Below are 23,736 nucleotides of genomic sequence, written 5' to 3' on the forward strand. Positions count from 1 at the left end.
TCGACCCCGAGCCATGCTCAATACGCTGCGCAAGATCGTCCAGGAAGTTAACTCCGCCAAGGATCTCAAGGCGGCGTTGGGGATTATTGTGTTGCGCGTCAAAGAGGCCATGGGCAGCCAGGTCTGCTCGGTCTACCTGCTCGACCCCGAAACCAACCGCTTCGTGCTGATGGCCACCGAGGGCTTGAACAAGCGCTCGATCGGCAAGGTCAGCATGGCGCCCAACGAAGGTCTGGTTGGCCTGGTCGGCACGCGTGAAGAACCCCTGAACCTCGAAAACGCTGCGGATCACCCGCGTTATCGCTACTTTGCCGAGACCGGTGAAGAGCGTTACGCCTCGTTCCTTGGTGCACCGATCATTCACCACCGCCGCGTCGTCGGCGTGCTGGTCATCCAACAGAAAGAACGCCGCCAGTTCGATGAAGGTGAAGAAGCCTTCCTCGTGACCATGAGCGCGCAGCTCGCCGGGGTTATTGCCCATGCCGAGGCCACCGGTTCGATCCGCGGTCTGGGCCGGCAGGGCAAAGGCATTCAGGAAGCCAAGTTCGTCGGCGTACCGGGTTCGCCGGGTGCGGCAGTCGGTACTGCGGTAGTCATGCTGCCGCCGGCTGATCTCGATGTAGTGCCGGACAAAACCGTGCGCGACATTGAGGCTGAACTCGGCCTGTTCAAGACCGCCATTGAAGGCGTGCGCGCCGACATGCGCGCGTTGTCGGCCAAGCTTGCCACTCAGTTGCGCCCCGAAGAGCGCGCGCTGTTCGACGTCTACCTGATGATGCTCGCCGACGAGGCGCTGGGTAGCGAAGTCACCACTGTGATCAAGACCGGTCAGTGGGCTCAAGGCGCGCTGCGTCAAGTCGTGACCGATCACGTCAATCGTTTCGAACTGATGGACGACGCCTACCTGCGTGAGCGCGCGTCGGACGTCAAGGACCTCGGCCGACGCCTGCTGGCTTACCTGCAAGAAGAGCGTCAGCAGAATCTGGTCTACCCGGAAAAAACCATTCTGGTCAGCGAAGAACTGACGCCGGCGATGCTCGGCGAGGTGCCGGAAGGCACGCTGGTCGGTCTGGTTTCGGTACTCGGCTCGGGTAACTCGCACGTTGCGATTCTGGCGCGCGCCATGGGCATACCGACGGTAATGGGTGTGGTCGACTTGCCGTACGCCAAGGTCGATGGCATTCCGCTGATCGTCGATGGCACCAAGGGCGAGATCTACACCAACCCGAGCGAGGTGCTGATCAAGCAATTCGCCGAAGTGGTCGAAGAAGAGAAACAACTGGCGCTGGGTCTCGATACCCTGCGCGATCTGCCGTGCATTACCCTCGATGGGCACCGCATGCCGCTGTGGGTCAACACCGGCCTGCTGGCGGACGTGGCGCGTGCGCAGAAACGTGGCGCTGAGGGCGTGGGTCTGTATCGCACCGAAGTGCCGTTCATGATCAACCAGCGTTTCCCGAGCGAGAAGGAACAACTGGCGATCTACCGCGAGCAGCTCGCCGCGTTCCATCCGCAACCGGTGACCATGCGCAGCCTGGACATCGGCGGTGACAAGTCGCTGTCGTACTTCCCGATCAAGGAAGACAACCCGTTCCTCGGCTGGCGCGGCATTCGCGTGACCCTCGACCACCCGGAAATCTTCCTGGTGCAGACCCGTGCAATGCTCAAGGCCAGCGAAGGCCTGAACAACCTGCGCATTCTGCTGCCGATGATCTCCGGCACCCACGAACTCGAAGAAGCGCTGCACCTGATCCACCGCGCCTGGGGCGAAGTGCGCGACGAAGGCACCGACGTGCCGATGCCACCGATTGGCGTGATGATCGAGATTCCGGCAGCGGTGTATCAGACCAAGGAACTGGCGCGGCAGGTGGACTTCCTGTCGGTCGGCTCCAACGACCTGACGCAATATTTGCTGGCGGTCGATCGCAACAACCCGCGCGTGGCGGATCTCTACGACTACCTGCACCCGGCCGTGCTGCAAGCCCTGCAAAACGTGGTGCGCGATGCACATGCCGAGGGCAAACCGGTGAGTATCTGCGGCGAAATGGCCGGTGATCCGGCGGCGGCAGTGCTGTTGATGGCGATGGGCTTCGACAGTCTGTCGATGAACGCCACCAACTTGCCGAAGGTCAAGTGGATGCTGCGTCAGGTCAATCTGGGCATGGCCAAGGAGCTGCTGGCGGAGTTGATGACGATTGATAATCCGCAGGTGATTCACAGCTCGCTGCAACTGGCGCTGAAGAATCTTGGGTTGGCGAAGATGGTTAGTCCGACTGCGGCCAAGGTCTCCTAAACGCTGCCGGCCTCATCGCTGGCAAGCCAGCTCCCACAGGTTTCTCGGGTATTCACCAACTCTGTGTTTACTGGAGATCATTGTGGGAGCTGGCTTGCCAGCGATGGCGTCAGTGAAATCACCACTAAATGATGATCTCCACCTCGCCCAAACGCCCACCAAACGGCCCAAAACTCCGCTCCACCATCCACCGCCCCCCATCCGCCCGCACCACCAGCGCCGTACTCGCCCGCGTCCCATAACTCTGGCTGGCAATAAACACACTCGACAACAACGTCTCGGTTGCCAACCCCACACCGGTATCCGGCAACTCGGCAAACGGTGCCGTCTGTGCATCAGCCAAAATCTCCAGCAAACGCTGCGGCTGCGGATCATCCAGCACCGCGCTCAACGCCGCCCTGGCCTTGAGCAACTTGGGCCACGGCGTATCCAGCCCGGCGTTGGACAGTCCATAAACTCCCGGCTGCAACATCACCGGCTCCGACGATCGCGCATTGAAATGCCACAGCTCATGGGTATTGCCCAGCAGCAGATTGAACCCGGCGTAATCCGGCGAGCGGCCGACCACCTCAGCCAGATAATCCTCCAGCGACTGCTCCCCGGTGAGAAACCCGGCCACCAGCTCCCCCCGCGATTTACGCGCCGGCGGCTGGTGCGGATCGCGAATGTTGGTCAGCGCCGCAAAGCGCCCATTGGCGCCGATCCCCAGCCAGGTACCACCAGCCTCCAGATCACGCCCGGCATGCACGTGCGGCGACTCCGGCCATTGCGCCAGCGGCAGGCTCGGCCGGGCGTAGAATTCGTCACGGTTGGCCGCGACGATCAGCGGTTGGGCATGCCCCGGCCGCCAGGCAAAAACGATCAGGCACATAAGGTAGTCCTTGTGTGTTTTTTGCTCACTTTACGCAGACATCGCCCGTGCATCCATCGACAGTTCCTCGTCGGGCCATGCATCCGTTACCATGCCGCTCCGGTTTAGGGATGCGTCTGGGAGACGGTCATGGAATTTCTGCTGTATCTGGCGCTGGGCGCCTGTGCTGGCGTGTTGGCCGGGTTGTTCGGGGTTGGCGGCGGGATCATCATCGTCCCGGTGCTGGTGTTCAGTTTCACCTTGCAGGGTTTCGATCAGTCGATCCTCACGCATCTGGCGGTCGGCACTTCACTGGCGACGATCATCTTCACCTCGGTCAACGCCGTGCGTGAGCATCATCGACGAGGCGCGGTACGCTGGCCGATATTCGTGTGGATGGCGGTGGGGATTCTGGTCGGCGCCGGTTTTGGTGCGCTGACGGCTGAGGCGATTTCCGGTCCGAACCTGCAAAAGATCATCGGTGTGTTTGCGTTGGTGATTGCTGTGCAGTTGGCGCTGGACTTCAAACCCAAGGCCAGCCGAACCGTGCCGGGCAAGCTCGGTCTGGCGGCTGCAGGTAGCGTGATTGGCTGGGCCTCGGCGATTTTCGGGATTGGCGGCGGGTCACTGACCGTGCCGTTTCTGACCTGGCGCAGCGTGCCGATGCAGCAGGCCGTGGCGACCTCGTCGGCCTGTGGCTTGCCGATCGCGCTGGCCAGTGCTTTAAGTTTCATGATTCTGGGCTGGCACGATCCGTTGCTGCCGGCCCATAGTCTCGGTTTTATTTACTTGCCGGCGCTGTTGGGGATTGCCCTGACCAGCATGGTCTTCGCCCGCATCGGCGCAAAGCTGGCGCACAAGCTGTCGGCCAGGTTGCTGAAAAGAATGTTCGCCGCTTTGCTGTTCTGCGTCGGTCTGAGCTTTTTGCTTTAGCCGCGTCGCAATACTGACTTAATCCTGAGGTGACAGCGTCGCTCGGGAATTCCGGTTTCAACTCTAACGAGGAGTCGCAATGCTGCCTTACCCGCAGATCGACCCGGTGGCCCTGGCCATCGGTCCGCTGAAAATCCACTGGTACGGCCTGATGTACCTCGTCGGTATCGGCGGCGCATGGCTGCTGGCGTCGCGCCGGCTCAACCGGTTCGACCCGACCTGGAGCAAGGAAAAGCTCTCCGATCTGATCTTCTGGCTGTCGATGGGCGTGATTGTCGGCGGACGTCTGGGCTATGTGCTGTTCTACGATCTGAGCGCCTACCTTGCCAACCCGACGCTGATTTTCGAAGTGTGGAAGGGCGGCATGTCGTTCCACGGCGGATTTATCGGGGTGATGCTCGCGGCCTTGTGGTTCGGCAAACGTAACGGCAAGTCGTTCTTCCAGTTGATGGACTTCGTCGCGCCGATGGTGCCGATCGGTCTGGGTGCCGGGCGCATTGGCAACTTCATCAACGCCGAGTTGTGGGGCAAGGCGACCGACGTGCCGTGGGCCATGGTGTTCCCGCCGTTCAGCGATCCGGCACAGCTGCCGCGTCACCCGTCGCAGCTGTATCAGTTCGCGCTCGAAGGCGTGGCGCTGTTCCTGATTCTGTGGATTTTCTCGCGCAAGCCGCGTCCGACCATGGCCGTTTCCGGCATGTTCGCGCTGTTCTACGGGATCTTCCGTTTCATCGTCGAATTCGTCCGAGTTCCGGATGCGCAACTCGGCTATCTGGCCTGGAACTGGCTGACCATGGGTCAGGTACTCTGCGTACCGATGATCCTCGGCGGGCTGTTCCTGATCTGGCTGGCCTACCGCCGCGCCCCGGCGACCCCGGTTGCACCGACAGCTTAAATATTCGAACCCCGGCACGCGATGCCGGGGCTCAAGGACACAGGTAACTCATGAAGCAATATCTCGATCTGGTGTCGCACGTCATCAACAACGGCACCAAGCAAGCCAACCGTACCGGCGTGAACACCATCAGCTTTCCGGGCGCCATGCTTCGCTTTGATTTGCAGGAAGGTTTTCCGGCGATCACCACGCGCAAGATGGCTTTCAAATCGGCCATCGGCGAGATGTGCGGCTTTTTGCGTGGCGTGAACAACGCTGCCGAATTCCGTGCGCTGGGCTGCAAGGTCTGGGATCAGAACGCCAACGAAAACGCGCAGTGGCTGGCCAACCCGTTCCGCCAAGGCGATGACGACCTCGGCGAAATCTACGGCGTGCAATGGCGCAAATGGCCGGCGTACAAGCAGATCCCGCTAAGCAACACTGCCGCCATCGAGCAAACCTTGAGCAACGGCTACAAGCAAATCGCTCAGGGCGAAGAAGACGGCCAGGCCTACGTGGTGCTGTACAAAGCCATCGATCAGGTGCGCCAGTGCATCGACACGATCATCAATGATCCGGGTAGTCGGCGGATTCTGTTCCACGGCTGGAACTGCGCCCAACTGGATGAAATGGCCCTGCCGCCGTGCCATCTGCTGTATCAATTCCACCCGAACGTCGAGACCAAAGAGATTTCTCTGACCCTCTACATCCGTTCCAACGATCTGGGGCTGGGTACGCCGTTCAACCTCACCGAAGGCGCTGCGCTGCTGAGTCTGATCGGTCGCCTGACCGGTTACACGCCGCGCTGGTTCACCTATTTCATCGGTGATGCGCACGTCTACGAAAACCACCTGGACATGCTCAACGAACAGCTCAAACGCGAGCCGTTCGCCATGCCCAAGCTGAAGATCTCGGATCGCGTGCCGGAGTTTGCCAAGACGGGCGTGTACCAGCCGGAGTGGCTGGAGCTGGTTGAGCCAAGCGATTTTTCGCTGGAAGGCTATGAACACCATGCCCCAATGACCGCGCCGATGGCGGTCTGACGAGCAATACAAAAACCTGTGGGAGCGGGCTTGCCCGCGATGACGGCGGCACATTTAACATTAATGTGTCTGACCGACCGCTATCGCTGGCAAGTCGAATCGTCGCATCGCAGCTCCCACAGGGATATTCGGTGTATTCAATGGCCGTGACTGCGGCCTACATGCGAATGCTCAACTTCCGTCGCCACAACCCCGCCACTCACTTCCAGTCGCTGCAATATCCCGCACTGATCCGCCCCCGGCCCTTCGCCACAGCGTTGGCGCAGGTCGAACAACTGTGTCTGCAACGCCAATAACCCATCGATCCGCGCCTTCACGTGCTGAATGTGCTCGTCGATCAACGCATTGACGCTTTCGCATTGATCCTGCGGGCTGTCGCGCAATGTCAGCAGGCTGCGGATTTCCTCTAGCGTCATGTCGAGGGTGCGGCAGTTGCGGATAAAGGTCAGGCGTTCGGCGTGGGCCTGGGTGTAGACGCGGTAGTTGCCGTCACTGCGGGCCGGCGCCGGCAGCAGGTTTTCGCGCTCGTAGTAGCGGATGGTTTCCACGGCGCAATCGGTCAGTTTCGCAAGCTCTCCGATCTTCATGACGGCGTTCTCCAAAAAGGGTGCTTGACCCTATAGTGGCTACAGGGTCTTTACTTGGCAACAGGCACCTTCATGGACGCAACCGATGAGCGATTCCCAGCACACCCACAAGCCCGGCGACGGGCACGATCACAGTCATAAATTGCAGCCTGTGCATAAGCACTCCCACGGCGGTGGTTCTTGCTGCGCGTCGAAAGCCGCCGCGCCATCGCTGGTGCGACTGAGCGATGCGCCGAGCGCCGACGCGCGTTTGAGCAGTTTCCGCATCGAGGCGATGGACTGCCCGACCGAGCAGACGCTGATCCAGAACAAGCTCGGCAAACTCACCGGGATTCAGACGCTGGAATTCAACCTGATCAACCGCGTGCTCGGCGTGACCCACACGCTGGCGGACACCACGCCGATCATCGACGCAATCAAATCCATCGGCATGCAGGCCGAGCCGCTGGAGGCGGGCGTCGAATCGCCGGCACCGGCGCCGGTGAAAAAACACTGGTGGCCATTGGCGCTGTCCGGTGTCGGCGCGCTGGCCGCTGAAGTTATCCACTTCACCAGCGCCGCGCCGAACTGGGTAGTGGCGATCATCGCGCTGGTGTCGATCCTCAGCGGCGGCCTGACTACTTACAAAAAGGGCTGGATCGCCCTGAAGAACTTCAACCTCAACATCAATGCACTGATGAGCATCGCCGTGACTGGCGCGATCCTCATCGGGCAGTGGCCGGAAGCGGCGATGGTGATGTTCCTGTTCACCGTCGCCGAGTTGATCGAAGCACGCTCGCTTGATCGTGCGCGCAACGCGATCAGCGGCCTGATGCAGATGACGCCCGAGAAGGCGACCGTGTTGCAGGCTGACGGCACCTGGCTCGAACTGGAGGTGAAAAGCATCGATCTCGGCGCCCGCGTGCGGGTCAAACCGGGCGAGCGCATTGCGCTGGACGGTGAAGTGCTCAGCGGCAACTCGACCATCGACCAAGCACCGATCACTGGCGAAAGTCTGCCGGTGGAGAAAGCTGTCGGTGACAAAGTGTTCGCCGGCACCATCAACCAGGCCGGTTCGCTGGAGTACGCGGTCACCGCTGCGGCGAATAACTCGACGCTGGCGCGGATCATTCACGCCGTCGAACAGGCGCAAGGCGCGCGGGCGCCGACCCAGCGTTTCGTCGATCAATTCTCGAAAATCTACACCCCGGTGGTGTTCCTGTTCGCCATCGCGGTGGCGGTGATTCCGCCGCTGTTCATGGGCGCGGTGTGGTTCGACTGGATTTATCGTGCGCTGGTATTGCTGGTGGTCGCGTGCCCCTGTGCGCTGGTGATTTCCACCCCGGTGACCATCGTCAGCGGCCTCGCGGCTGCGGCGCGCAAAGGCATTCTGGTCAAGGGCGGCGTGTATCTGGAGGGCGGTTTCAAGCTCGACTACCTGGCGTTGGACAAGACCGGGACGATTACTCACGGCAAACCGGTGCAGACCGATTACCTGTCCCTCGACCCGACAGCCGACGCCACCGCTCCAGCGATCGCAGCGGCGCTGGCCGGGCGTTCCGATCACCCGGTGTCGCTGGCCATCGCCAAAGCCGCTGTGGATAAAAACTTCGCGCCGTTGATTGTGGATAACTTCGAAGCGCTGGGCGGGAGGGGAGTAAAAGGCGAAATCAACGGCCAGACCTACCACTTGGGCAATCACCGTCTGGTTGAAGAATTGGGCCTGTGTTCGCCAGCGCTGGAAGAAAAGCTCTTTGCGCTGGAGAAACAGGGCAAATCCGTGGTGTTGCTGCTCGACAACTCTGGCCCGCTGGCGCTGTTCGCCGTGGCCGACACGGTCAAGGAAACCAGCCGCGAGGCGATCCGTCAGCTCCACGCAATGGGGGTGAAAACCCTGATGCTGACTGGCGACAACGTGCACACCGCACAAGCGATTGCTCAGCAGGTCGGCATCGATCAGGCGCGGGGCGACTTGCTGCCGACCGACAAACTGCAAGCCATCGAAGACCTGTACAAGCAGGGGCATCGGGTCGGCATGGTCGGCGACGGCATCAACGATGCGCCGGCACTGGCCCGGGCCGAGATTGGTTTTGCGATGGCCGCTGCGGGAACCGACACGGCAATTGAAACCGCCGATGTCGCCCTGATGGACGATGATCTGCGCAAGATTCCCGCGTTCATCAGCCTGTCGCGCAACACCGCCAGCATCCTGAAACAGAACATCGCACTGGCGCTGGTGATCAAGGCTATCTTTCTTGCGGTAACCTTCGCCGGACTCGCCACCATGTGGATGGCGGTGTTCGCCGACATGGGCGTTAGCTTGTTGGTGGTGTTCAACGGTTTGCGCCTGCTGCGCAAATAACTGAAGAGGAACGGTTGTGCTGAGTGCCGAGCTGAAGGCGTTTTACATGGTGGCCCGTCTGGGCAGCATCACGCTGGCAGCGAAGAAACTCGGCCTCAGCCAACCGACCGTGACCACGCAGATTCGCAATCTGGAAAGTCAGTATTCGGTCGAGCTGTTCTACCGTGGCGGCCGGCGACTGAGTGTCAGCGACGAAGGCGCGCGGCTGTTGCCGATGGTCAAGGCGCTGTTGCAGCAGGAGGCCGACATCGAGTTCTTCCTGCGCAACAGCGGCCAGGTTCAGGGTACATTGCGCATCGCCGCCACCGCGCCGTATTACATTCTCGATCTGGTGAAGACCTTCCGCGAGCGCCTGCCGCAAGTAGAGGTCTCGGTGGAAATCGGCAACTCGCAGCAAGTGCTCGAAGCGCTGGAGGATTACCGGGTGGATGTGGCGGCGTCGTCGCAGTTGCTTGAAGATCCTCGGCTGATTCGTCGGGTACTGGGTACTGATCCGCTGGTGCTGGCGGTGCACCGCAATCATCCGCTGGCGGTGCATGAGCATGTGCCGCTGAGTGCCTTGGCCGGGCATACCTTGTTGATGCGCGAGTGTGGCTCGACCACGCGGCGGCTCACCGAAGAGTTGCTGGCCAGCGTCGGGGTGAGTTTCGGGCCGTTGCTGGAGATTGGCAGTCGTGAATCGATTCGTGAGGCGGTGCTGCGCAATATCGGCATCAGCATCATTGCCCGTCAGGAAGTGCCGCACGATCCGCAGTTGCGCGTGTTGACGCTGGAGAATGCGCCGCAGATTCCCGAGTACCTTTATTGCCTCAAGGAAAGGAAAGGTGCCCGGCTGCCGGCGGCGTTTCTCGGCCTGGCACAGGAAATGTCCCCGGCCTGACCTCTTCATTGCCCTTATTGGCCTCATCGCTGGCAAGCCAGCTCCCACAGGTTTCAATGGTGTTCACAAAATCTGCATTCACCGGAGATCCCTGTGGGAGCTGGCTTGCCAGCGATGAGGCCAGACCAGGCAACACATGCCCTGAATCTTGTGAACCAAAATCCCTGAATACCACTATCAGCCGTTTTTGCCTCGCTGCCACATGACGGACGCATTACAACTCTAGGATTGGCCTCATCTGCTCGATGAGATCTGTCCATGAACCCTGCAATCGCTACTGCCCTGACCAACCCCGGTGCGCCGATGAAGGTGCGCAATGTGCAAAAGCGCTTCGGCGCTTTCACCGCACTGGATAACGTCTCGCTCGACGTGGCGGCCGGTGAGCTGGTGTGTCTGCTCGGCCCGTCAGGTTGCGGCAAGACCACATTGTTGCGCTGCATCGCCGGTCTGGAAAAACAGGACAGCGGCGAGTTGTACCTCGGTGAGCGCGACGTTTCCCACCTCGCACCGCAGGCTCGCGACTACGGGATTCTGTTCCAGTCTTACGCGCTGTTCCCCAATCTGACCGTCGAAGCGAACATTGCCTACGGCCTCGCCGGCAGCGGTCGCGACGAAGTGCGCCATCGCGTCGGTCAGATGCTGGAACTGGTGGGGCTGATCGGCAGTGAGAAAAAGTACCCGGGCCAATTGTCCGGCGGCCAGCAACAACGGGTCGCACTGGCCCGCGCCTTGGCCCCGGCCCCTTCGCTGCTGTTGCTCGACGAGCCGATGTCGGCCCTCGATGCCCGGGTACGCGAACATCTGTGTACCGAGCTGCGCCAACTGCAACGCAACCTCGGCATCACCACCCTGATGGTCACGCACAATCAGGATGAAGCGATGTTGATGGCCGACCGGATTGCGGTGATGAACAACGGCCGCGTCGAGCAGTACGCCACTCCGCAGGAAATCTACAACCGCCCGGCCACGCCGTTCGTCGCGGAGTTCGTTGGCCAGGGCAACTGGCTGCCATTCCAGCGCAGCAGCGACAGCCACGCTCAGGTCGGCGGGATGAACATGCGTCTGGCCGACGGCAGCGTCAGCGGCGCCTCGGGCCGCTTGTTCTGCCGCCCGGAAGCGATCAGCGTCAACCCGCTGGTGCATGAGGAAAACCTGTTCCCGGCCAAGGTGCGCGAGATCACCTTCCTCGGTAATCGCTGCCGCATGAGCTTCGAACTCGATCAATTGCCCGGCCATGCACTGCTCGCCGAACTGGCGCCAGAAGCCATGCCGCGCCTCGGCGCCCAGCAAATAATGGTCGCTTTGCCGCCGCGCAGTTTGCAGGTGTTTGCCTGATGAACCGCAATATTGCGCTGCCGTTACCGCACAAGCAGGTACGGCAGGTGTCCCGCGCCGAGATCGGCGACCGCATCTTTGTGGTCGGTGGCAAACTTCTGCTGTTGGTGTTGCTCGGTGTTGCAGTGCTGATGCCCTTGCTGGCGATCTTCTGGCGCGGCTTCAGCAGCGAGGCCGGGCAGGGCGGTGGCTGGGTCGCGGCCAAGGAGCTGGTGAGCAGTGAAAACTTCCACTGGCTGCTCGGCAACAGCCTGAAAGTTTCCCTCAGCGTCGCGGCCATTGTCGTACCGCTGGCCTACCTGTTTGCCTACGCGCTGCAACGCACACTGATTCCGGCCAAGGGCATCTGGCGCGGGATTTCCCTGCTGCCATTGATGGCGCCGTCGATGCTGCCGGGGATTGCGCTGGTCTACCTGTTCGGTAACCAGGGCATGTTGCGCGGACTGCTGTCGGACAACATCTACGGGTTCTGGGGAATTGTGCTGGGCGAGGTGATCTACACCTTTCCGCATGCGCTGATGATTTTACTCTCTGCCTTGTCGCTGGCCGATGCGCGCTTGTTTGATGCGGCGTCGAGCATGGGCGCCAGTCCGGCCAAGGCTTTTCGCAGCATCACCTGGCCGGCGACTCGCCAAGCCGTGTTCGCCGCGTTCTGTCTGGTGTTCACCCTGACCATCACCGATTTCGGCGTACCGGTGGTGGTCGGCGGCGACTATCAAGTGCTGGCGCTGGAAGCTTATAAAGCCGTGGTCGGCCAGCAACAGTTCGGGCGCGGCGCGTTGATCGGCATGGTGTTGCTGCTGCCGGCACTGTTCAGCTTCGGAGTGGACGCCTGGCTGCGTCGGCGTCACGGCGACTCCATGAGCGGCCGCGCCCAGGTGTTCAAACCGGCGCCGTCGAAGCTGCGCGACAGCTGCTATCTGGCGATCGTCCTGCTGATCAGCGCCGCGTTGCTGCTGGTGTTCGGCATGGCGGTGTTCTCATCGTTGGTGAAGTTCTGGCCGTACAACCTGTCGCTGTCGCTCAATCACTACCAGTTCAACGAAACCGCTGGCGGTGGTTGGCTGGCCTACAGCAACAGCCTGAAAATGGCGTTGGGGACGGCGTTGATCGGCAGCGTGCTGATCTTCACTGGCGCGTACCTGATGGAAAAGACCCGCAGTCAGCGCGGGCTCAATCTGACCTTGCGCATGCTCAGTTTCATTCCGATGGCGGTGCCGGGTCTGGTGCTTGGCCTAGGTTACGTCTTCTTCTTCAACCTGACCGGCAACCCGCTGCACGTGCTGTACGGGACGATGACGCTGCTGATCGTCTGCACCATTGCTCACTATTTGACCACTGCGCAGATGACCGCGACCACCGCGCTGCGCCAGCTTGACGCCGAGTTCGAAGCTGCGGCGCTGTCACTCAAGGCGCCGCTGTATCGGCATTACCTGAAAGTTACCGTGCCGATCTGCCTGCCGGCGCTGCTGGACATCGTGCGCTACCTGTTCGTCTCGGCGATGACCACCGTGTCGGCAGCGATCTTCCTCTACAGCCCCGACACCATCCTCGCAGCGGTCGCGGTGCTGAACATGGATGACGCCGGCAACGTCGGCGGCGCGGCGGCGATGTCGACCCTGATTCTGTTCACCTCGGCGGGCGTGTCCTTGCTGCTGGCGTGGGCTTCGCGCGGCTTGTTGCGCCGCTCCCAGGCCTGGCGGCAGAACGCGCCCGGTCACTGATTTTCCCTAACCCTCAACTCCAGAAGACAGGAAAACGATCATGTTCAAGCCTATGGCCCTGGCCGCTGCTGTGCTCGCAACTTTCAGCCTGAACGCCTTCGCGGCGAAAACCGAGTTGACGGTGTACACCGCCCTCGAAGCTGAGCAATTGAAGACTTACAAACAAGCCTTCGAAAAGGCCAACCCGGAGGTCGAGATCAAGTGGGTGCGTGATTCCACCGGGATCATCACCGCCAAACTGCTCGCCGAAAAAGACCGCCCGCAGGCTGACGCGGTGTGGGGTCTGGCGGCGTCCAGCCTGGCGATTCTCGATCAGCAAGGCATGCTGCAAAGCTACGCGCCGAAGGATCTGGGCAAGATCGGCGCGAACTACCGCGACGCCGCCAATCCGCCAGCCTGGGTCGGCATGGACGTGTGGGCCGCGACCATTTGCTTTAACACTGTCGAGGCGGAAAAGCAGGGCCTGACCAAACCGGTGAGCTGGCAGGATCTGACCAAGCCTGAGTACAAGGGCAAGATCGTCATGCCCAACCCGGCGTCGTCCGGCACCGGTTTCCTCGACGTCAGTGCGTGGCTGCAAACCTTCGGCGAGAAGCAGGGCTGGGCTTACATGGATGGCCTGCACCAGAACATCGGCCAGTACGTTCACTCCGGCTCCAAGCCTTGCAAACTGGCGGCGGCGGGGGAGTTTCCCATCGGTATTTCCTTTGAATACCCAGCCGTTCAGCTGAAACGCCAGGGCGCGCCGCTGGACATCATCCTGCCGAAGGAAGGCCTGGGTTGGGAGATCGAAGCGACTGCCGTGATCAAAGGCACGCCGCATGCAGACGCCGCGAAGAAACTGGCTGACTTCTCTGCCAGCGCTGAGGCGATGGATTTGTATAAAGAGAACTTCGCGGTTCTGGCGCAACCGGGCATTGCCAAGCCGCAGACTGAATTGCCTGCGGATTACGAGCAGCGCCTGATCAAGAACGACTTCGCCTGGGCCTCGAAGAATCGCGACGAGATCCTCACCGAGTGGCGCAAGCGCTATGACGGCAAGTCCGAGAAAGTCGTCGCCAAGTAAGATCTTTTTCGACTGTCAGGGCCTCATCGCTGGCAAGCCAGCTCCCACAGGTTTCAAGGTGTCCCCGCAATCGGTGTTCACCACAAAATCTGGGGGAGCAGGCAAGCCAGCTCCCATATTGACCGGTGCGGAACATACATTTTGTGGACACCGCTGAACCTGTGGGAGCTGGCTTGCCAGCGATGACGGTCTCTCATTCAGAGCACCTCCAGATGACCCAACACAAAGACCTGCTCATCGTCGGCGCCGGAATCCTCGGCCTGTCCCACGCCTACGCCGCCGCCAAACGCGGCCTCAAGGTCGCGGTTTTCGAGCGCACCGCCACGCCGCTCGGCGCTTCGGTGCGCAACTTCGGTCAAGCGCTGGTCACGGGCCAGCCACCCGGGCCGATGCTCGAACTGGCCAAGGCCAGCCGCCAGATCTGGGGCGATTGGGCGCAGCTCGCCGGCCTGCAACTCAAGCGCAACGGCTCGTACCTGTTCGCCCGCACCGAAGCTGAAGAACTTTTGCTGGAAGCCTTTTGCGCCGGTCGAGCGGTTGAGCACGACTACCGCGTCGAGCTGCTGCGCGGTTCCGCATTGCGCGATCTGTATCGCGGCCAGTTCAGCCATCACCGCGCCGCTTTGCACGGGCTGGATGATCAACAGGTGTATTCGCGCGAAGCAATTCCGGCGCTGATCGAGTATCTGCGTCGCGAACTCAACGTCGAGTTTCATTTCTCGACACTGGTGCGTGACGTCGAACCGGGCCGTCTGCACAGCACTGCTGGCGTGTTCATGGCCGAACACATCATCGTCTGCTCCGGCCACGATTATCAGACCCTGCTCGCCGAACCCATCGCCGCGCTCGACCCGCAAATCTGCCGTCTGCAAATGCTCCGCGCCCGGCCGCAGGTCAATCTCAACCTGCAACACGCCTTGCTCACCGGCCTCAGCTGCGTGCACTACGGCGCCTTCGCCGATCTGCCGGAAGCGACGGCGGTGCAGGCGCAGATCCTGCGCGAAGAGCCGCACTTGCAGGAACACGGCATACACCTGCTGATCAGCCCGACACCCTATGGCGAGCTGATCATCGGCGATTCGCATCACTACGGCAGCGATCCGTCGCCGTTCAACGCCGAGCAGGTCGACGACTGGATGCTCGAACTGGCCGAGCAAACCCTTGGCTGTAAAGTCCAAGTGGTCGAGCGCTGGCAGGGCGTGTATGGATCGCGCGGGCCGGGGCCGTTTTCGTTCTTGCGTCCAGCGCCGGGTTTGAGCGTGGCGCTGATGCACACCGGGGTCGGCATGAGCGTCGGCCCGGCCATGGCTGAGCGCAATATCGCGCAGGTGTTGGGGGAGATTTGATGACGCGTCACGAGCAAGTCAGTTTGCGTATGCGTCAGTGGGATGAAATGGCCAAAGAAATGGCGGTGCCAGTGATCGACCTTGCGGTTTTGAAGGATAAAGCGGCGCGCCTTTTGGCTGTATAAGCTTCACACCGAGTCGCTGCCATCGCTGGCAAGCCAGCTCCCACAGGAATTTTGGTGTTCACAAGATCTGTGTTCATCGAAGAACACTGTGGGAGCTGGCTTGCCAGCGATGGCGCCAGATCAGACACTACAAATCTGCAGCAAGAGACTCGATCTGATCCTGTCTTTCCGCCTGATTCAACTTCGAATGCGGATTCAACGAAGACCACTGCGGATGCGCCCGCGCCTTCTTCAATGCCTCGGGCAACTTGCCTTCGCGCCAGGTCTTGTCCTGCGGCGTCGCCACTTGAATGCTGTCCAGCGCCGCATGGCCTCGGGCATTCAACGCTTGCAGCAGCTGCCGTTGACGAAGCGCCAACAGGCGCAAAACATTGTCATCGACGGTCAGTTCACGCTGGCCTTTGATCTTGCCCAGCAAGCGATTGCCGTAACTACGCGCAGTTTGCAGCGCGCCACCGGCAATCGCCCCGGCCAGTGCCGCAGCGCCAAGCGTAATGCCGCCGACCAGCAAATCCACCCCGGCGCCGGCCGCCGCACCCGCAGCGATGCCGCCACCCACACGCACGCCAAGTTGCTTGAGGGTTTCCGGGTTGAACAGGTCATCACCCCAACGCCCGTCGAGCAACGGCAAATCACTGGCCGCCGCATCCTGTGGACGAAATGCGTAGAGCTTGAGCAGCGCCTCGACGCAGCGTTGCTCGCGCTGACGCACGGCTTTGCGCAGTTCGCTGATCGCCTGTTGTTCCTGCGCGGCGTCACTGGCCACGCTACGTCGGCACGCGGCGCAGTCGATCAACAATTCGGCGATCAGCCGCGCGGCGCTTTGCTCGCGGGCCAAGCGCTGTGCCTGTTGATCGGCGATCAAGCGTTCAAGTTGCGGGCGGGCATTTTCCAGCAGCAGTGCGAGGCTTTCGTACAATCGGCGCTCGCCATCCTCCGGCGGGGCAACGCTGTCGAAACGCACCAGCGCATGCAGACCGAGGCGCGCCAACGCTTCGCGCCAGTCCGGTTCGCGATGGCTGGCGCTGCTGACGAAATTCAGCACCGGCAGCAGCGGTTTGCCGCAACTGGCCAACACTTCCAGTTCATCGCGGTACTTGGCCAACACCGGTTCGCGGGCGTCGATCACGTACAGGCCCGCGTCGGAAGCCAATAGCTGGCGCAACACTTTGGCTTCCTGTTCGAAACGCTGGCGGGCCTCACTACCGTCGAGAAAACGTGCCAATCGTGCTGGACCGTCGAGACGTTCACCGGGGCGCTCCAGCCGTTCAAGAAAGTCGAGCAGGGCGATGGCGTCTTCCAGTCCCGGCGTGTCGTACAGATCGAGCAACGGCTCGCCGTCCACCGACAGCCGCGCGCCCTCGACATGCCGGGTGGTACTCGGCCGGTGCGAGACTTCGCCGAAGCCGACATCGCGCGTCAGCGTGCGCAGCAGCGAGGTTTTGCCGACGTTGGTGTGGCCGACCACCGCGAGTTTCAGCGGCGCTTTGCGGGCGTCAGTCATGTCCGTTCTCCAGCCAGTTCAGCGGCGCACTGTCGGCAAACGGCAGTTCGAGTTGTTGCAGCGCCACATGCCAGTCGCCCAGACGCTCGGCGTCCAGCGCCTGGCCCTGCGGCGGTTGCAGTAGCCAGATCCGCGTGGCCGTGGCATTGCGCGCCAGTTCGGCGATCAGCGCGAGACTGCCGCGATCCGGTGAGCGCTGTGGGTCGCAAGCGATGGCCAGACGCGCGGGCGGGAAGCGGCTGAGTTGTTCGAGGAGTTTATTGCGCGATTCGCGGCTGTCGAGCACGCCGGCATTGCTGACGTTTTTCGGCAGCGCGGGCGGCCATGGACGTTGATCGTCGAGTTCGATGGCCACCAGCAACGCACCCTCGCTGGCGTGTTCGCCGACGCTGTTTTCGACACGGTGCAGATGCTCTGGCGCGGCGTCGGTGATGCCGAGGCGTTCGCTGGTCGGCATCAGGCGTTCGCGCAATTGCACGTAGCCGGGCAGGTTCAAATCCAGACGCAACGCGGATTTGCCGCTGCTCCAGCGCCAGAAGCACAACAGCGCCAGCAGCAGCCGCGGCAACACGCCGAACACCACCAGCACGCCGACCAGCCAGGTCGCCCAGGCTTGCCGCGCACTTTCGATGTCGAGCGCGCCGTCGCCGCTGGCGCGGATCATTTCAACGGTCGGAACATTGAAGCCGAGAAGCGCCGGCAGCGCGCCGAGGCTCTGGGTCATGTTGATGAAGGTGTCGCCGCTGAGGATCGTGGTCTCCCAGACAAAGCCGTAGCGCCGTGTTGCCATCAGCGTCAGCAGCAAGATCAGCGCACTGAGCATCGCCAACAGCCACAAGCCGTTGACCAAAGTGCCGAGCGCCCAGCGATTGAGTTTCTGCCGTTGCAGCAACAGCAGCAGGGCCGGCGCCAGTTGCGCGGCTTTGGCGTCGCGAGCGAGTTTTTCGCTGAGCCACAGCCACAAACGGCCGAGCGCGGCGCCGTGCTCGCCGGCGAATACCAGCCCCAGCGCCCAGCTCAACAGCAGAAGCAGATTCAGCCCGAGCAGACTGCCCAAGGCCCAGAACACGTTGACCGGCGTCTGCCCGTCGCCCAGCGCGGCGAATGCCAGCCCGGCGCCGGCGACGATCGCTAACACCGCCAGCACGATCAGCGCCAGTCGCGCGCCTTGCAGCCAATGCGTGAGGGCAGAAGTCAGCCCGTCACGCTCGGCCAGCCACAAAGCGCGGCGTTGAACACGGCTCGGCAGATCGCCGCCGGCCGCACGGGCGAGGCGATTGGCTTCGAGATCGTCCAGAGGCCCGGCGTGTTCTTCACGCAGGCGGATGGTTTCAGTCAACCAGAGGTTTTGCAGTGGAGTCAGTTCAGTCACGCGGCATCCCGTCGCTCAATTGAGCCGTGAGCATAACCGCTGTGGCGCTTATCCGGGTAAGCACGGCTCTGGTATCCTCGCCGACATGACTAAATCACTCCCCCTCAGCCTGATTGCAGCCCTCGGTGAAAACCGCGTGATCGGCGTCGACAACAGCATGCCCTGGCACCTGCCGGGGGACTTCAAATACTTCAAGGCCACCACGCTCGGCAAGCCGATCATCATGGGGCGCAAGACCTGGGATTCCCTCGGACGTCCGCTGCCGGGACGCTTGAACATCGTGGTCAGCCGTCAGGCCGATCTGGTGCTGGAAGGCGCGGAAGTTTTTTCGTCGCTGGAAGCTGCGGTGGTGCGCGCCGAAGAATGGGCAAAAGCGCAGGGCGTCGATGAGTTGATGCTGATTGGCGGCGCGCAGCTGTATGCGCAAGGGCTGGCGCAGGCGGATCGTCTGTACCTGACCCGTGTGGCGCTGAGTCCGGAAGGCGATGCGTGGTTTCCGGAGTTTGATCTGGACCAGTGGAAACTGGTGTCGAACGTGCCGAACCCGGCAGTCGATGACAAGCCGGCGTACAACTTCGAAGTCTGGGAAAAAGCCTAAATCTGTGGCGAGGGAGCTTGCTCCCGCTGGGCTGCGCAGCAGCCCAAAAATATCAGGGTCGCTTCGCAACCCAGCGGGAGCAAGCTCCCTCGCCACAAGATCATTTAAGCCTGCGCCAACTCCGCATGCTCATCCGCATCCAGCAACGCTTTATCCGTCTGCTGCATCACCTGACTGGTAATCGCACCCGCGGTAATCGAACCACTCACGTTCAACGCCGTGCGACCCATATCAATCAGCGGCTCGACCGAAATCAGCAACGCCACCAGTGAAACCGGTAAGCCCATCGCCGGCAGCACGATCAGCGCCGCGAACGTTGCGCCGCCACCGACCCCGGCCACACCGGCCGAACTCAGCGTCACAATCGCCACCAGCGTCGCGATCCACAGCGGATCCAGCGGATTGATGCCCACGGTCGGCGCCACCATCACTGCCAACATCGCCGGATACAAACCGGCGCAGCCGTTCTGGCCGATGGTCGCACCGAACGACGCGGCGAAACTCGCAACAGATTGCGGAATGCCCAGGCGGCGAGTCTGCGCTTCGATGCTCAACGGAATGCTCGCCGCGCTGGAGCGGCTGGTGAACGCGAAGGTCAGCACCGGCCAGATCTTGCGGAAGAAGCGCAGCGGGTTGATGCCCGCCGCCGACACCAGTAAGCCATGCACCACGAACATCAGGCCCAGACCGAGGTACGACACCACCACGAAACTGCCGAGCTTGATGATGTCTTGCAGGTTGGAACCGGCCACCACTTTGGTCATCAGCGCCAGCACTCCATACGGGGTCAGCTTCATCACCAGACGCACCAGACGCATCACCCAGGCTTGCAGGGTGTCGATGGCGTTGATCACTTTTTGACCTTTCTCTACGTCATCCTTGAGCAGTTGCAGCGCCGCTACTCCAAGGAACGCAGCGAAAATCACCACGCTGATAATCGACGTCGGCTTGGCCCGCGCCAAGTCGGCGAACGGGTTCTGCGGGATGAACGACAGTAGCAGTTGCGGCACATTCAGGTCGGCGACCTTGCCCGCGTAGTCGTTCTGAATGGTTTGCAGACGAGCCATTTCCTGGGTGCCGGCCACCAGACCTTCAGCGGTCAGGCCGAACAGGTTGGTCAGGCCGATCCCGATCAGCGCCGCAATCGCGGTGGTGAACAGCAGCGTGCCGATGGTCAGGAAGCTGATCTTGCCCAACGACGACGCGTTGTGCAGACGCGCTACCGCGCTGAGAATCGAGGCGAATACCAGCGGGATCACGATCATTTGCAGCAGTTGCACGTAACCGTTGCCGACCAGATCGAACCAACTGATGGAGGCTTTGAGCACCGGGTTGCCAGCACCGTAAATCGTGTGCAATGCGACACCGAACGCAACGCCGAGCACCAGCGCGAGCAGGACTTTTTTCGCCAGACTCCACGAAGTGTGGCGGGTTTGCGCCAGACCGAAGAGCAGGGCGAGGAACACCAGCAGATTGAGGATCAGCGGCAGATTCATGAAAACTCCGATATGACTGTGTCAGTCGCATTCTTGGGCAACTGCGAACCGGCAAGCCTAACAGCTTGATTTCCATTGATTTAATACCTAAATCGCAGGTCGTCCGTCGTTTTTGGAATAAGCGCGTGTCGTTCTCGGGGATGCATTTGGCGCGATGGGGACGTGGACGGTCGCTGACAGGCGAGGACTGTCACACATATTTGTTAGCGTCGATCTCTTTGAGTCAGGGAGATCCATTGATGAAATTTGCACCGAAATTTCTCGCCGCAGCGCTGTGCCTTGGCCTCGCCGGCCAGGTGTTCGCCACCGACCTCAAGCACTGGCCGGCAGATCAGGCCAAGGCGCTGGACGCGATGATCGCGGCCAATGCCAACAAGGGTAACTACGCGGTGTTCGACATGGACAACACCAGCTACCGCTACGACCTCGAAGAATCGCTGCTGCCGTTCATGGAAAACAAGGGCCTGATCACCCGCGACAAGCTCGATCCCTCCCTGAAACTGATGCCGTTCAAAGACACTGCCGAGCACAAGGAAAGCCTGTTCAGCTACTACTACCGTCTCTGCGAAGTCGACGACATGGTCTGCTATCCGTGGGTGGCGCAGGTGTTCTCCGGCTTCACCCTCAAGGAACTCAAGGGCTACGTCGATGAGCTGATGGCCTCGGGCAAACCGGTGCCGGCGACTTATTACGAAGGCGACGTGGTGAAGACGCTCGACGTCAATCCGCCGAAGATCTTCACCGGGCAAAAAGAGCTCTACAACAAGCTGATGGAGAACGGCATCGAGGTCTACGTGATGACCGCCGCTTCCGAAGAACTGGTGCGCATGGTCGCGGCCGATCCGAAGTATGGCTACAACGTCAAACCGCAGAACGTGATCGGCGTGACCACGCTGCTGAAGAACCGCGAGACCGGCGAACTGACCACCGCGCGCAAGCAGATCACCGCCGGAAAATATGACGAGAAAGCCAATCTCGGCCTCGAACTGACGCCCTACCTGTGGACACCCGCGACCTGGATGGCCGGCAAACACGCGGCGATCCTGACCTACATCGACGAATGGAAAAAACCGGTACTGGTGGGTGGCGACACCCCAACCAGCGATGGCTACATGCTGTTCCACGATGTTGACGTGGCCAAGGGCGGCATCCACTTGTGGATCAACCGCAAGGACAAGTACATGACCCAGCTCAACGGCATGATGGCCAAACACGCGGCGGCGCAGGCCAAAGAAGGCTTGCCGGTGACGGCGGACAAGAACTGGGTGATCGTCAAACCAGAAGAAATCCAGTAAAACCGGGGCGCTCCCATCGCTGGCAAGCCAGCTCCCACAGGACCTGTGGTACTCACAAAATTTGTGTTCCACCTCGATACCTGTGGGAGCTGCGGTGCGACGATTCGACTTGCCAGCGATGGGGCACTCACGGTTACGCATAAAATCGATCGGGCAAAAAAATGCCCCGCATTTGGCGGGGCATTTTTGTTTCTGCGATTGACGCTTACAACCCGTCGAGCATCGCCTTGTCACGCACAGCACCCTTGTCGGCACTGGTCGCCAGCAGGGCGTAGGCCTTTAGGGCGGTGGTGACTTTGCGTGGACGGATCTCCACCGGCTTCCAGCCTTTCTTGTCCTGCTCGACCCGGCGTGCGGCCAGTTCTTCGTCGCTGATTAACAGATTAATCGAGCGGTTCGGAATGTCGATCAGCACTTTGTCGCCGTCCTGCACCAGACCAATCGCACCGCCGGCTGCGGCTTCTGGCGAAGCGTGGCCGATCGACAGACCGGAAGTACCGCCGGAGAAACGGCCATCGGTGAGCAGAGCGCAAGCTTTGCCCAGACCTTTGGATTTCAGGTAAGACGTCGGGTAGAGCATTTCCTGCATGCCCGGGCCGCCCTTCGGACCTTCGTAGCGAATGATGACGATGTCGCCTTCCTTCACTTCGTCGGCGAGGATGCCGCGCACTGCGCTGTCCTGGCTTTCGAAGATCTTCGCATTGCCTTCGAATACGTGGATCGACTCGTCGACACCGGCGGTTTTGACCACGCAGCCATCGAGGGCGATGTTGCCGTAGAGCACGGCCAAGCCACCTTCTTTCGAATAGGCGTGTTCGAAGCTGCGGATGCAGCCGTTTTCACGGTCGTCGTCGAGGCTTTCCCAACGGGTCGACTGGCTGAAAGCCGTCTGCGTTGGAATGCCCCCCGGGCCGGCCTTGAAGAAGTGATGCACGGCTTCGTCGTCAGTCTGGGTGATGTCCCACTTGGCGATGGCTTCTTCCATGCTGCGGCTGTGCACGGTCGGCAGGTCGGTGTGCAGCAGGCCACCACGGGCCAGCGAACCGAGGATGCTGAAGATGCCGCCAGCACGGTGCACGTCCTCCATGTGGTACTTCTGGATGTTCGGCGCGACTTTGCACAGTTGCGGCACGATGCGCGACAGGCGATCGATGTCGCGCAGGTCGAAGTCGATCTCGGCTTCCTGGGCGGCAGCGAGCAAGTGCAGGATGGTGTTGGTCGAACCGCCCATGGCGATGTCGAGCATCATCGCGTTCTCGAACGCCTTGAAGTTGGCGATGTTGCGCGGCAATACCGACTCGTCGTTCTCGGTGTAGTAGCGCTTGCACAGCTCGACGATGGTGCGGCCGGCCTGCAGGAACAGTTGCTCGCGGTCGCTGTGGGTGGCAAGGGTCGAACCGTTGCCGGGCAATGCCAGGCCGAGGGCTTCGGTCAGGCAGTTCATCGAGTTGGCGGTGAACATGCCGGAGCACGAACCACAGGTCGGGCAAGCGCTGCGCTCGTACTCGGCAACCTTCTCGTCAGAAGCGCTGGAGTCGGCGGCGATGACCATTGCATCGACGAGGTCGAGGCCGTGGCTGGCCAGTTTGGTCTTGCCGGCTTCCATCGGACCGCCGGAAACGAAGATCACCGGAATGTTCAGGCGCAAAGCAGCCATCAGCATGCCCGGGGTGATCTTGTCGCAGTTCGAGATGCACACGATGGCGTCGGCGCAGTGGGCGTTGACCATGTACTCGACAGAGTCGGCGATGATCTCGCGGCTCGGCAGCGAATAGAGCATGCCGTCGTGGCCCATGGCGATGCCGTCATCGACGGCGATGGTGTTGAATTCTTTCGCTACGCCACCGGCACGTTCGATTTCACGGGCAACCAATTGACCGAGATCCTTCAGGTGCACGTGCCCCGGAACGAATTGAGTGAACGAGTTGGCAATGGCGATGATCGGCTTTTTGAAGTCGTCATCTTTCATCCCGGTGGCGCGCCACAGTGCGCGGGCGCCGGCCATGTTGCGGCCGTGGGTGGATGTTTTCGAGCGGTAATCTGGCATGGAGCACTCCGGGCGGCTAATCACATA

Annotated in this window: 18 protein-coding genes and 1 pseudogene; 13 read left to right on the plus strand and 6 right to left on the minus strand. The window is 61.3% G+C overall.

The features are described from left to right. Positions 1–13: 13 nt before the first annotated feature. Entirely contained in the window at positions 14–2,293 is a 2,280-nt protein-coding gene (gene ptsP, locus ACP7EE_RS05060) for a phosphoenolpyruvate--protein phosphotransferase (RefSeq protein ID WP_426205285.1), read from the plus strand. A 124-nt stretch (positions 2,294–2,417) separates the two neighbouring features. Here ptsP and ACP7EE_RS05065 read toward each other — a convergent pair whose 3' ends face one another. After that, positions 2,418–3,164, minus strand: a complete 747-nt coding sequence (locus ACP7EE_RS05065; RefSeq protein ID WP_426233790.1) for an NRDE family protein — start codon at positions 3,162–3,164, stop codon at positions 2,418–2,420. Between the two features lie 129 nt (positions 3,165–3,293). Here ACP7EE_RS05065 and ACP7EE_RS05070 point away from each other — a divergent pair, with 129 nt between their 5' ends. The 3 genes from ACP7EE_RS05070 (at position 3,294) to ACP7EE_RS05080 (ending at position 5,993) form a co-directional block, all read left to right on the plus strand. Further along, entirely contained in the window at positions 3,294–4,076 is a 783-nt protein-coding gene (locus ACP7EE_RS05070) for a sulfite exporter TauE/SafE family protein (protein WP_426233791.1), read from the plus strand. Between the two features lie 79 nt (positions 4,077–4,155). After that, on the plus strand, positions 4,156–4,971 hold the full coding sequence (lgt, locus tag ACP7EE_RS05075; RefSeq protein ID WP_420647399.1) for a prolipoprotein diacylglyceryl transferase: 816 nt from the start codon (positions 4,156–4,158) through the stop codon (positions 4,969–4,971). A 50-nt stretch (positions 4,972–5,021) separates the two neighbouring features. Further along, positions 5,022–5,993: a thymidylate synthase gene (locus ACP7EE_RS05080; RefSeq protein WP_426233792.1), complete on the plus strand. Its 972-nt coding sequence runs from the start codon at positions 5,022–5,024 to the stop codon at positions 5,991–5,993. A 137-nt stretch (positions 5,994–6,130) separates the two neighbouring features. Here ACP7EE_RS05080 and cadR read toward each other — a convergent pair whose 3' ends face one another. Beyond that, complete coding sequence (gene cadR, locus ACP7EE_RS05085; protein ID WP_426233793.1) at positions 6,131–6,580, minus strand: Cd(II)/Pb(II)-responsive transcriptional regulator; 450 nt, start codon at positions 6,578–6,580, stop codon at positions 6,131–6,133. Positions 6,581–6,665: 85 nt separating this feature from the next. Here cadR and ACP7EE_RS05090 point away from each other — a divergent pair, with 85 nt between their 5' ends. The 7 genes and pseudogenes from ACP7EE_RS05090 to ACP7EE_RS05120 form a co-directional block, all read left to right on the plus strand. After that, the gene (locus ACP7EE_RS05090; protein ID WP_426233794.1) at positions 6,666–8,921 is read left to right on the plus strand and encodes a heavy metal translocating P-type ATPase; all 2,256 of its coding nucleotides are present in this window, start codon (positions 6,666–6,668) and stop codon (positions 8,919–8,921) included. Between the two features lie 16 nt (positions 8,922–8,937). Next, positions 8,938–9,801 carry a LysR family transcriptional regulator gene (locus ACP7EE_RS05095; protein WP_426233795.1) on the plus strand — a complete coding sequence of 288 codons (864 nt, stop codon included), beginning with the start codon at positions 8,938–8,940 and terminating at the stop codon, positions 9,799–9,801. 258 nt (positions 9,802–10,059) lie between these two features. Then, on the plus strand, positions 10,060–11,136 hold the full coding sequence (locus ACP7EE_RS05100; protein ID WP_426233796.1) for a putative 2-aminoethylphosphonate ABC transporter ATP-binding protein: 1,077 nt from the start codon (positions 10,060–10,062) through the stop codon (positions 11,134–11,136). Continuing rightward, complete coding sequence (locus ACP7EE_RS05105; protein WP_426233797.1) at positions 11,136–12,860, plus strand: putative 2-aminoethylphosphonate ABC transporter permease subunit; 1,725 nt, start codon at positions 11,136–11,138, stop codon at positions 12,858–12,860. The genes ACP7EE_RS05100 and ACP7EE_RS05105 overlap by 1 nt, the downstream gene beginning before the upstream one ends. Positions 12,861–12,900: 40 nt before the next feature. Beyond that, a complete protein-coding gene (locus tag ACP7EE_RS05110) occupies positions 12,901–13,926 on the plus strand; it encodes a putative 2-aminoethylphosphonate ABC transporter substrate-binding protein (protein ID WP_426233798.1) in 1,026 nt (341 codons plus the stop codon). Between the two features lie 182 nt (positions 13,927–14,108). Then, the gene (locus ACP7EE_RS05115; RefSeq protein ID WP_426233799.1) at positions 14,109–15,272 is read left to right on the plus strand and encodes a TIGR03364 family FAD-dependent oxidoreductase; all 1,164 of its coding nucleotides are present in this window, start codon (positions 14,109–14,111) and stop codon (positions 15,270–15,272) included. Positions 15,273–15,289: 17 nt separating this feature from the next. Then, positions 15,290–15,397: pseudogene (locus ACP7EE_RS05120) on the plus strand (phosphohydrolase); the annotation flags it as partial. Between the two features lie 127 nt (positions 15,398–15,524). On the opposite strand, the gene ACP7EE_RS05125 reads toward ACP7EE_RS05120, so the two are convergent. After that, entirely contained in the window at positions 15,525–16,901 is a 1,377-nt protein-coding gene (locus ACP7EE_RS05125) for a GTPase/DUF3482 domain-containing protein (RefSeq protein ID WP_426233800.1), read from the minus strand. Continuing rightward, positions 16,894–18,273, minus strand: a complete 1,380-nt coding sequence (locus ACP7EE_RS05130) for a DUF2868 domain-containing protein (protein WP_426233801.1) — start codon at positions 18,271–18,273, stop codon at positions 16,894–16,896. The genes ACP7EE_RS05125 and ACP7EE_RS05130 overlap by 8 nt, the downstream gene beginning before the upstream one ends. 85 nt (positions 18,274–18,358) lie before the next feature. Between ACP7EE_RS05130 and ACP7EE_RS05135 the strand changes: the two genes are divergently transcribed. Then, entirely contained in the window at positions 18,359–18,871 is a 513-nt protein-coding gene (locus ACP7EE_RS05135) for a dihydrofolate reductase (protein ID WP_426233802.1), read from the plus strand. 104 nt (positions 18,872–18,975) lie between these two features. On the opposite strand, the gene ACP7EE_RS05140 is transcribed toward ACP7EE_RS05135, so the two are convergent. Next, complete coding sequence (locus tag ACP7EE_RS05140) at positions 18,976–20,367, minus strand: L-cystine transporter (protein ID WP_420647387.1); 1,392 nt, start codon at positions 20,365–20,367, stop codon at positions 18,976–18,978. Positions 20,368–20,606: 239 nt separating this feature from the next. Here ACP7EE_RS05140 and ACP7EE_RS05145 point away from each other — a divergent pair, with 239 nt between their 5' ends. After that, positions 20,607–21,662 carry a haloacid dehalogenase-like hydrolase gene (locus tag ACP7EE_RS05145; protein WP_426205273.1) on the plus strand — a complete coding sequence of 352 codons (1,056 nt, stop codon included), beginning with the start codon at positions 20,607–20,609 and terminating at the stop codon, positions 21,660–21,662. A 205-nt stretch (positions 21,663–21,867) separates the two neighbouring features. On the opposite strand, the gene ilvD is transcribed toward ACP7EE_RS05145, so the two are convergent. Beyond that, positions 21,868–23,709, minus strand: coding sequence for a dihydroxy-acid dehydratase (gene ilvD, locus ACP7EE_RS05150; protein ID WP_420647385.1), 1,842 nt, complete (start codon positions 23,707–23,709; stop codon positions 21,868–21,870). Between the last annotated feature and the right edge of the window lie 27 nt (positions 23,710–23,736).

It is taken from the genome of Pseudomonas sp. TWP3-2 (genome assembly GCF_049897765.1).
GTDB lineage: Bacteria > Pseudomonadota > Gammaproteobacteria > Pseudomonadales > Pseudomonadaceae > Aquipseudomonas.

Coding starts and splice junctions, on each gene's coding strand:
- ptsP (WP_426205285.1), top strand. CDS start 14: ATGCTCAATACGCTGCGCAAGATCGTCCAGGAAGTTAACTCCGCCAAG.
- ACP7EE_RS05065 (WP_426233790.1), bottom strand. CDS start 3,164: ATGTGCCTGATCGTTTTTGCCTGGCGGCCGGGGCATGCCCAACCGCTG.
- ACP7EE_RS05070 (WP_426233791.1), top strand. CDS start 3,294: ATGGAATTTCTGCTGTATCTGGCGCTGGGCGCCTGTGCTGGCGTGTTG.
- lgt (WP_420647399.1), top strand. CDS start 4,156: ATGCTGCCTTACCCGCAGATCGACCCGGTGGCCCTGGCCATCGGTCCG.
- ACP7EE_RS05080 (WP_426233792.1), top strand. CDS start 5,022: ATGAAGCAATATCTCGATCTGGTGTCGCACGTCATCAACAACGGCACC.
- cadR (WP_426233793.1), bottom strand. CDS start 6,580: ATGAAGATCGGAGAGCTTGCGAAACTGACCGATTGCGCCGTGGAAACC.
- ACP7EE_RS05090 (WP_426233794.1), top strand. CDS start 6,666: ATGAGCGATTCCCAGCACACCCACAAGCCCGGCGACGGGCACGATCAC.
- ACP7EE_RS05100 (WP_426233796.1), top strand. CDS start 10,060: ATGAACCCTGCAATCGCTACTGCCCTGACCAACCCCGGTGCGCCGATG.
- ACP7EE_RS05105 (WP_426233797.1), top strand. CDS start 11,136: ATGAACCGCAATATTGCGCTGCCGTTACCGCACAAGCAGGTACGGCAG.
- ACP7EE_RS05110 (WP_426233798.1), top strand. CDS start 12,901: ATGTTCAAGCCTATGGCCCTGGCCGCTGCTGTGCTCGCAACTTTCAGC.
- ACP7EE_RS05115 (WP_426233799.1), top strand. CDS start 14,109: ATGACGGTCTCTCATTCAGAGCACCTCCAGATGACCCAACACAAAGAC.
- ACP7EE_RS05125 (WP_426233800.1), bottom strand. CDS start 16,901: ATGACTGACGCCCGCAAAGCGCCGCTGAAACTCGCGGTGGTCGGCCAC.
- ACP7EE_RS05135 (WP_426233802.1), top strand. CDS start 18,359: ATGACTAAATCACTCCCCCTCAGCCTGATTGCAGCCCTCGGTGAAAAC.
- ACP7EE_RS05140 (WP_420647387.1), bottom strand. CDS start 20,367: ATGAATCTGCCGCTGATCCTCAATCTGCTGGTGTTCCTCGCCCTGCTC.
- ACP7EE_RS05145 (WP_426205273.1), top strand. CDS start 20,607: ATGAAATTTGCACCGAAATTTCTCGCCGCAGCGCTGTGCCTTGGCCTC.
- ilvD (WP_420647385.1), bottom strand. CDS start 23,709: ATGCCAGATTACCGCTCGAAAACATCCACCCACGGCCGCAACATGGCC.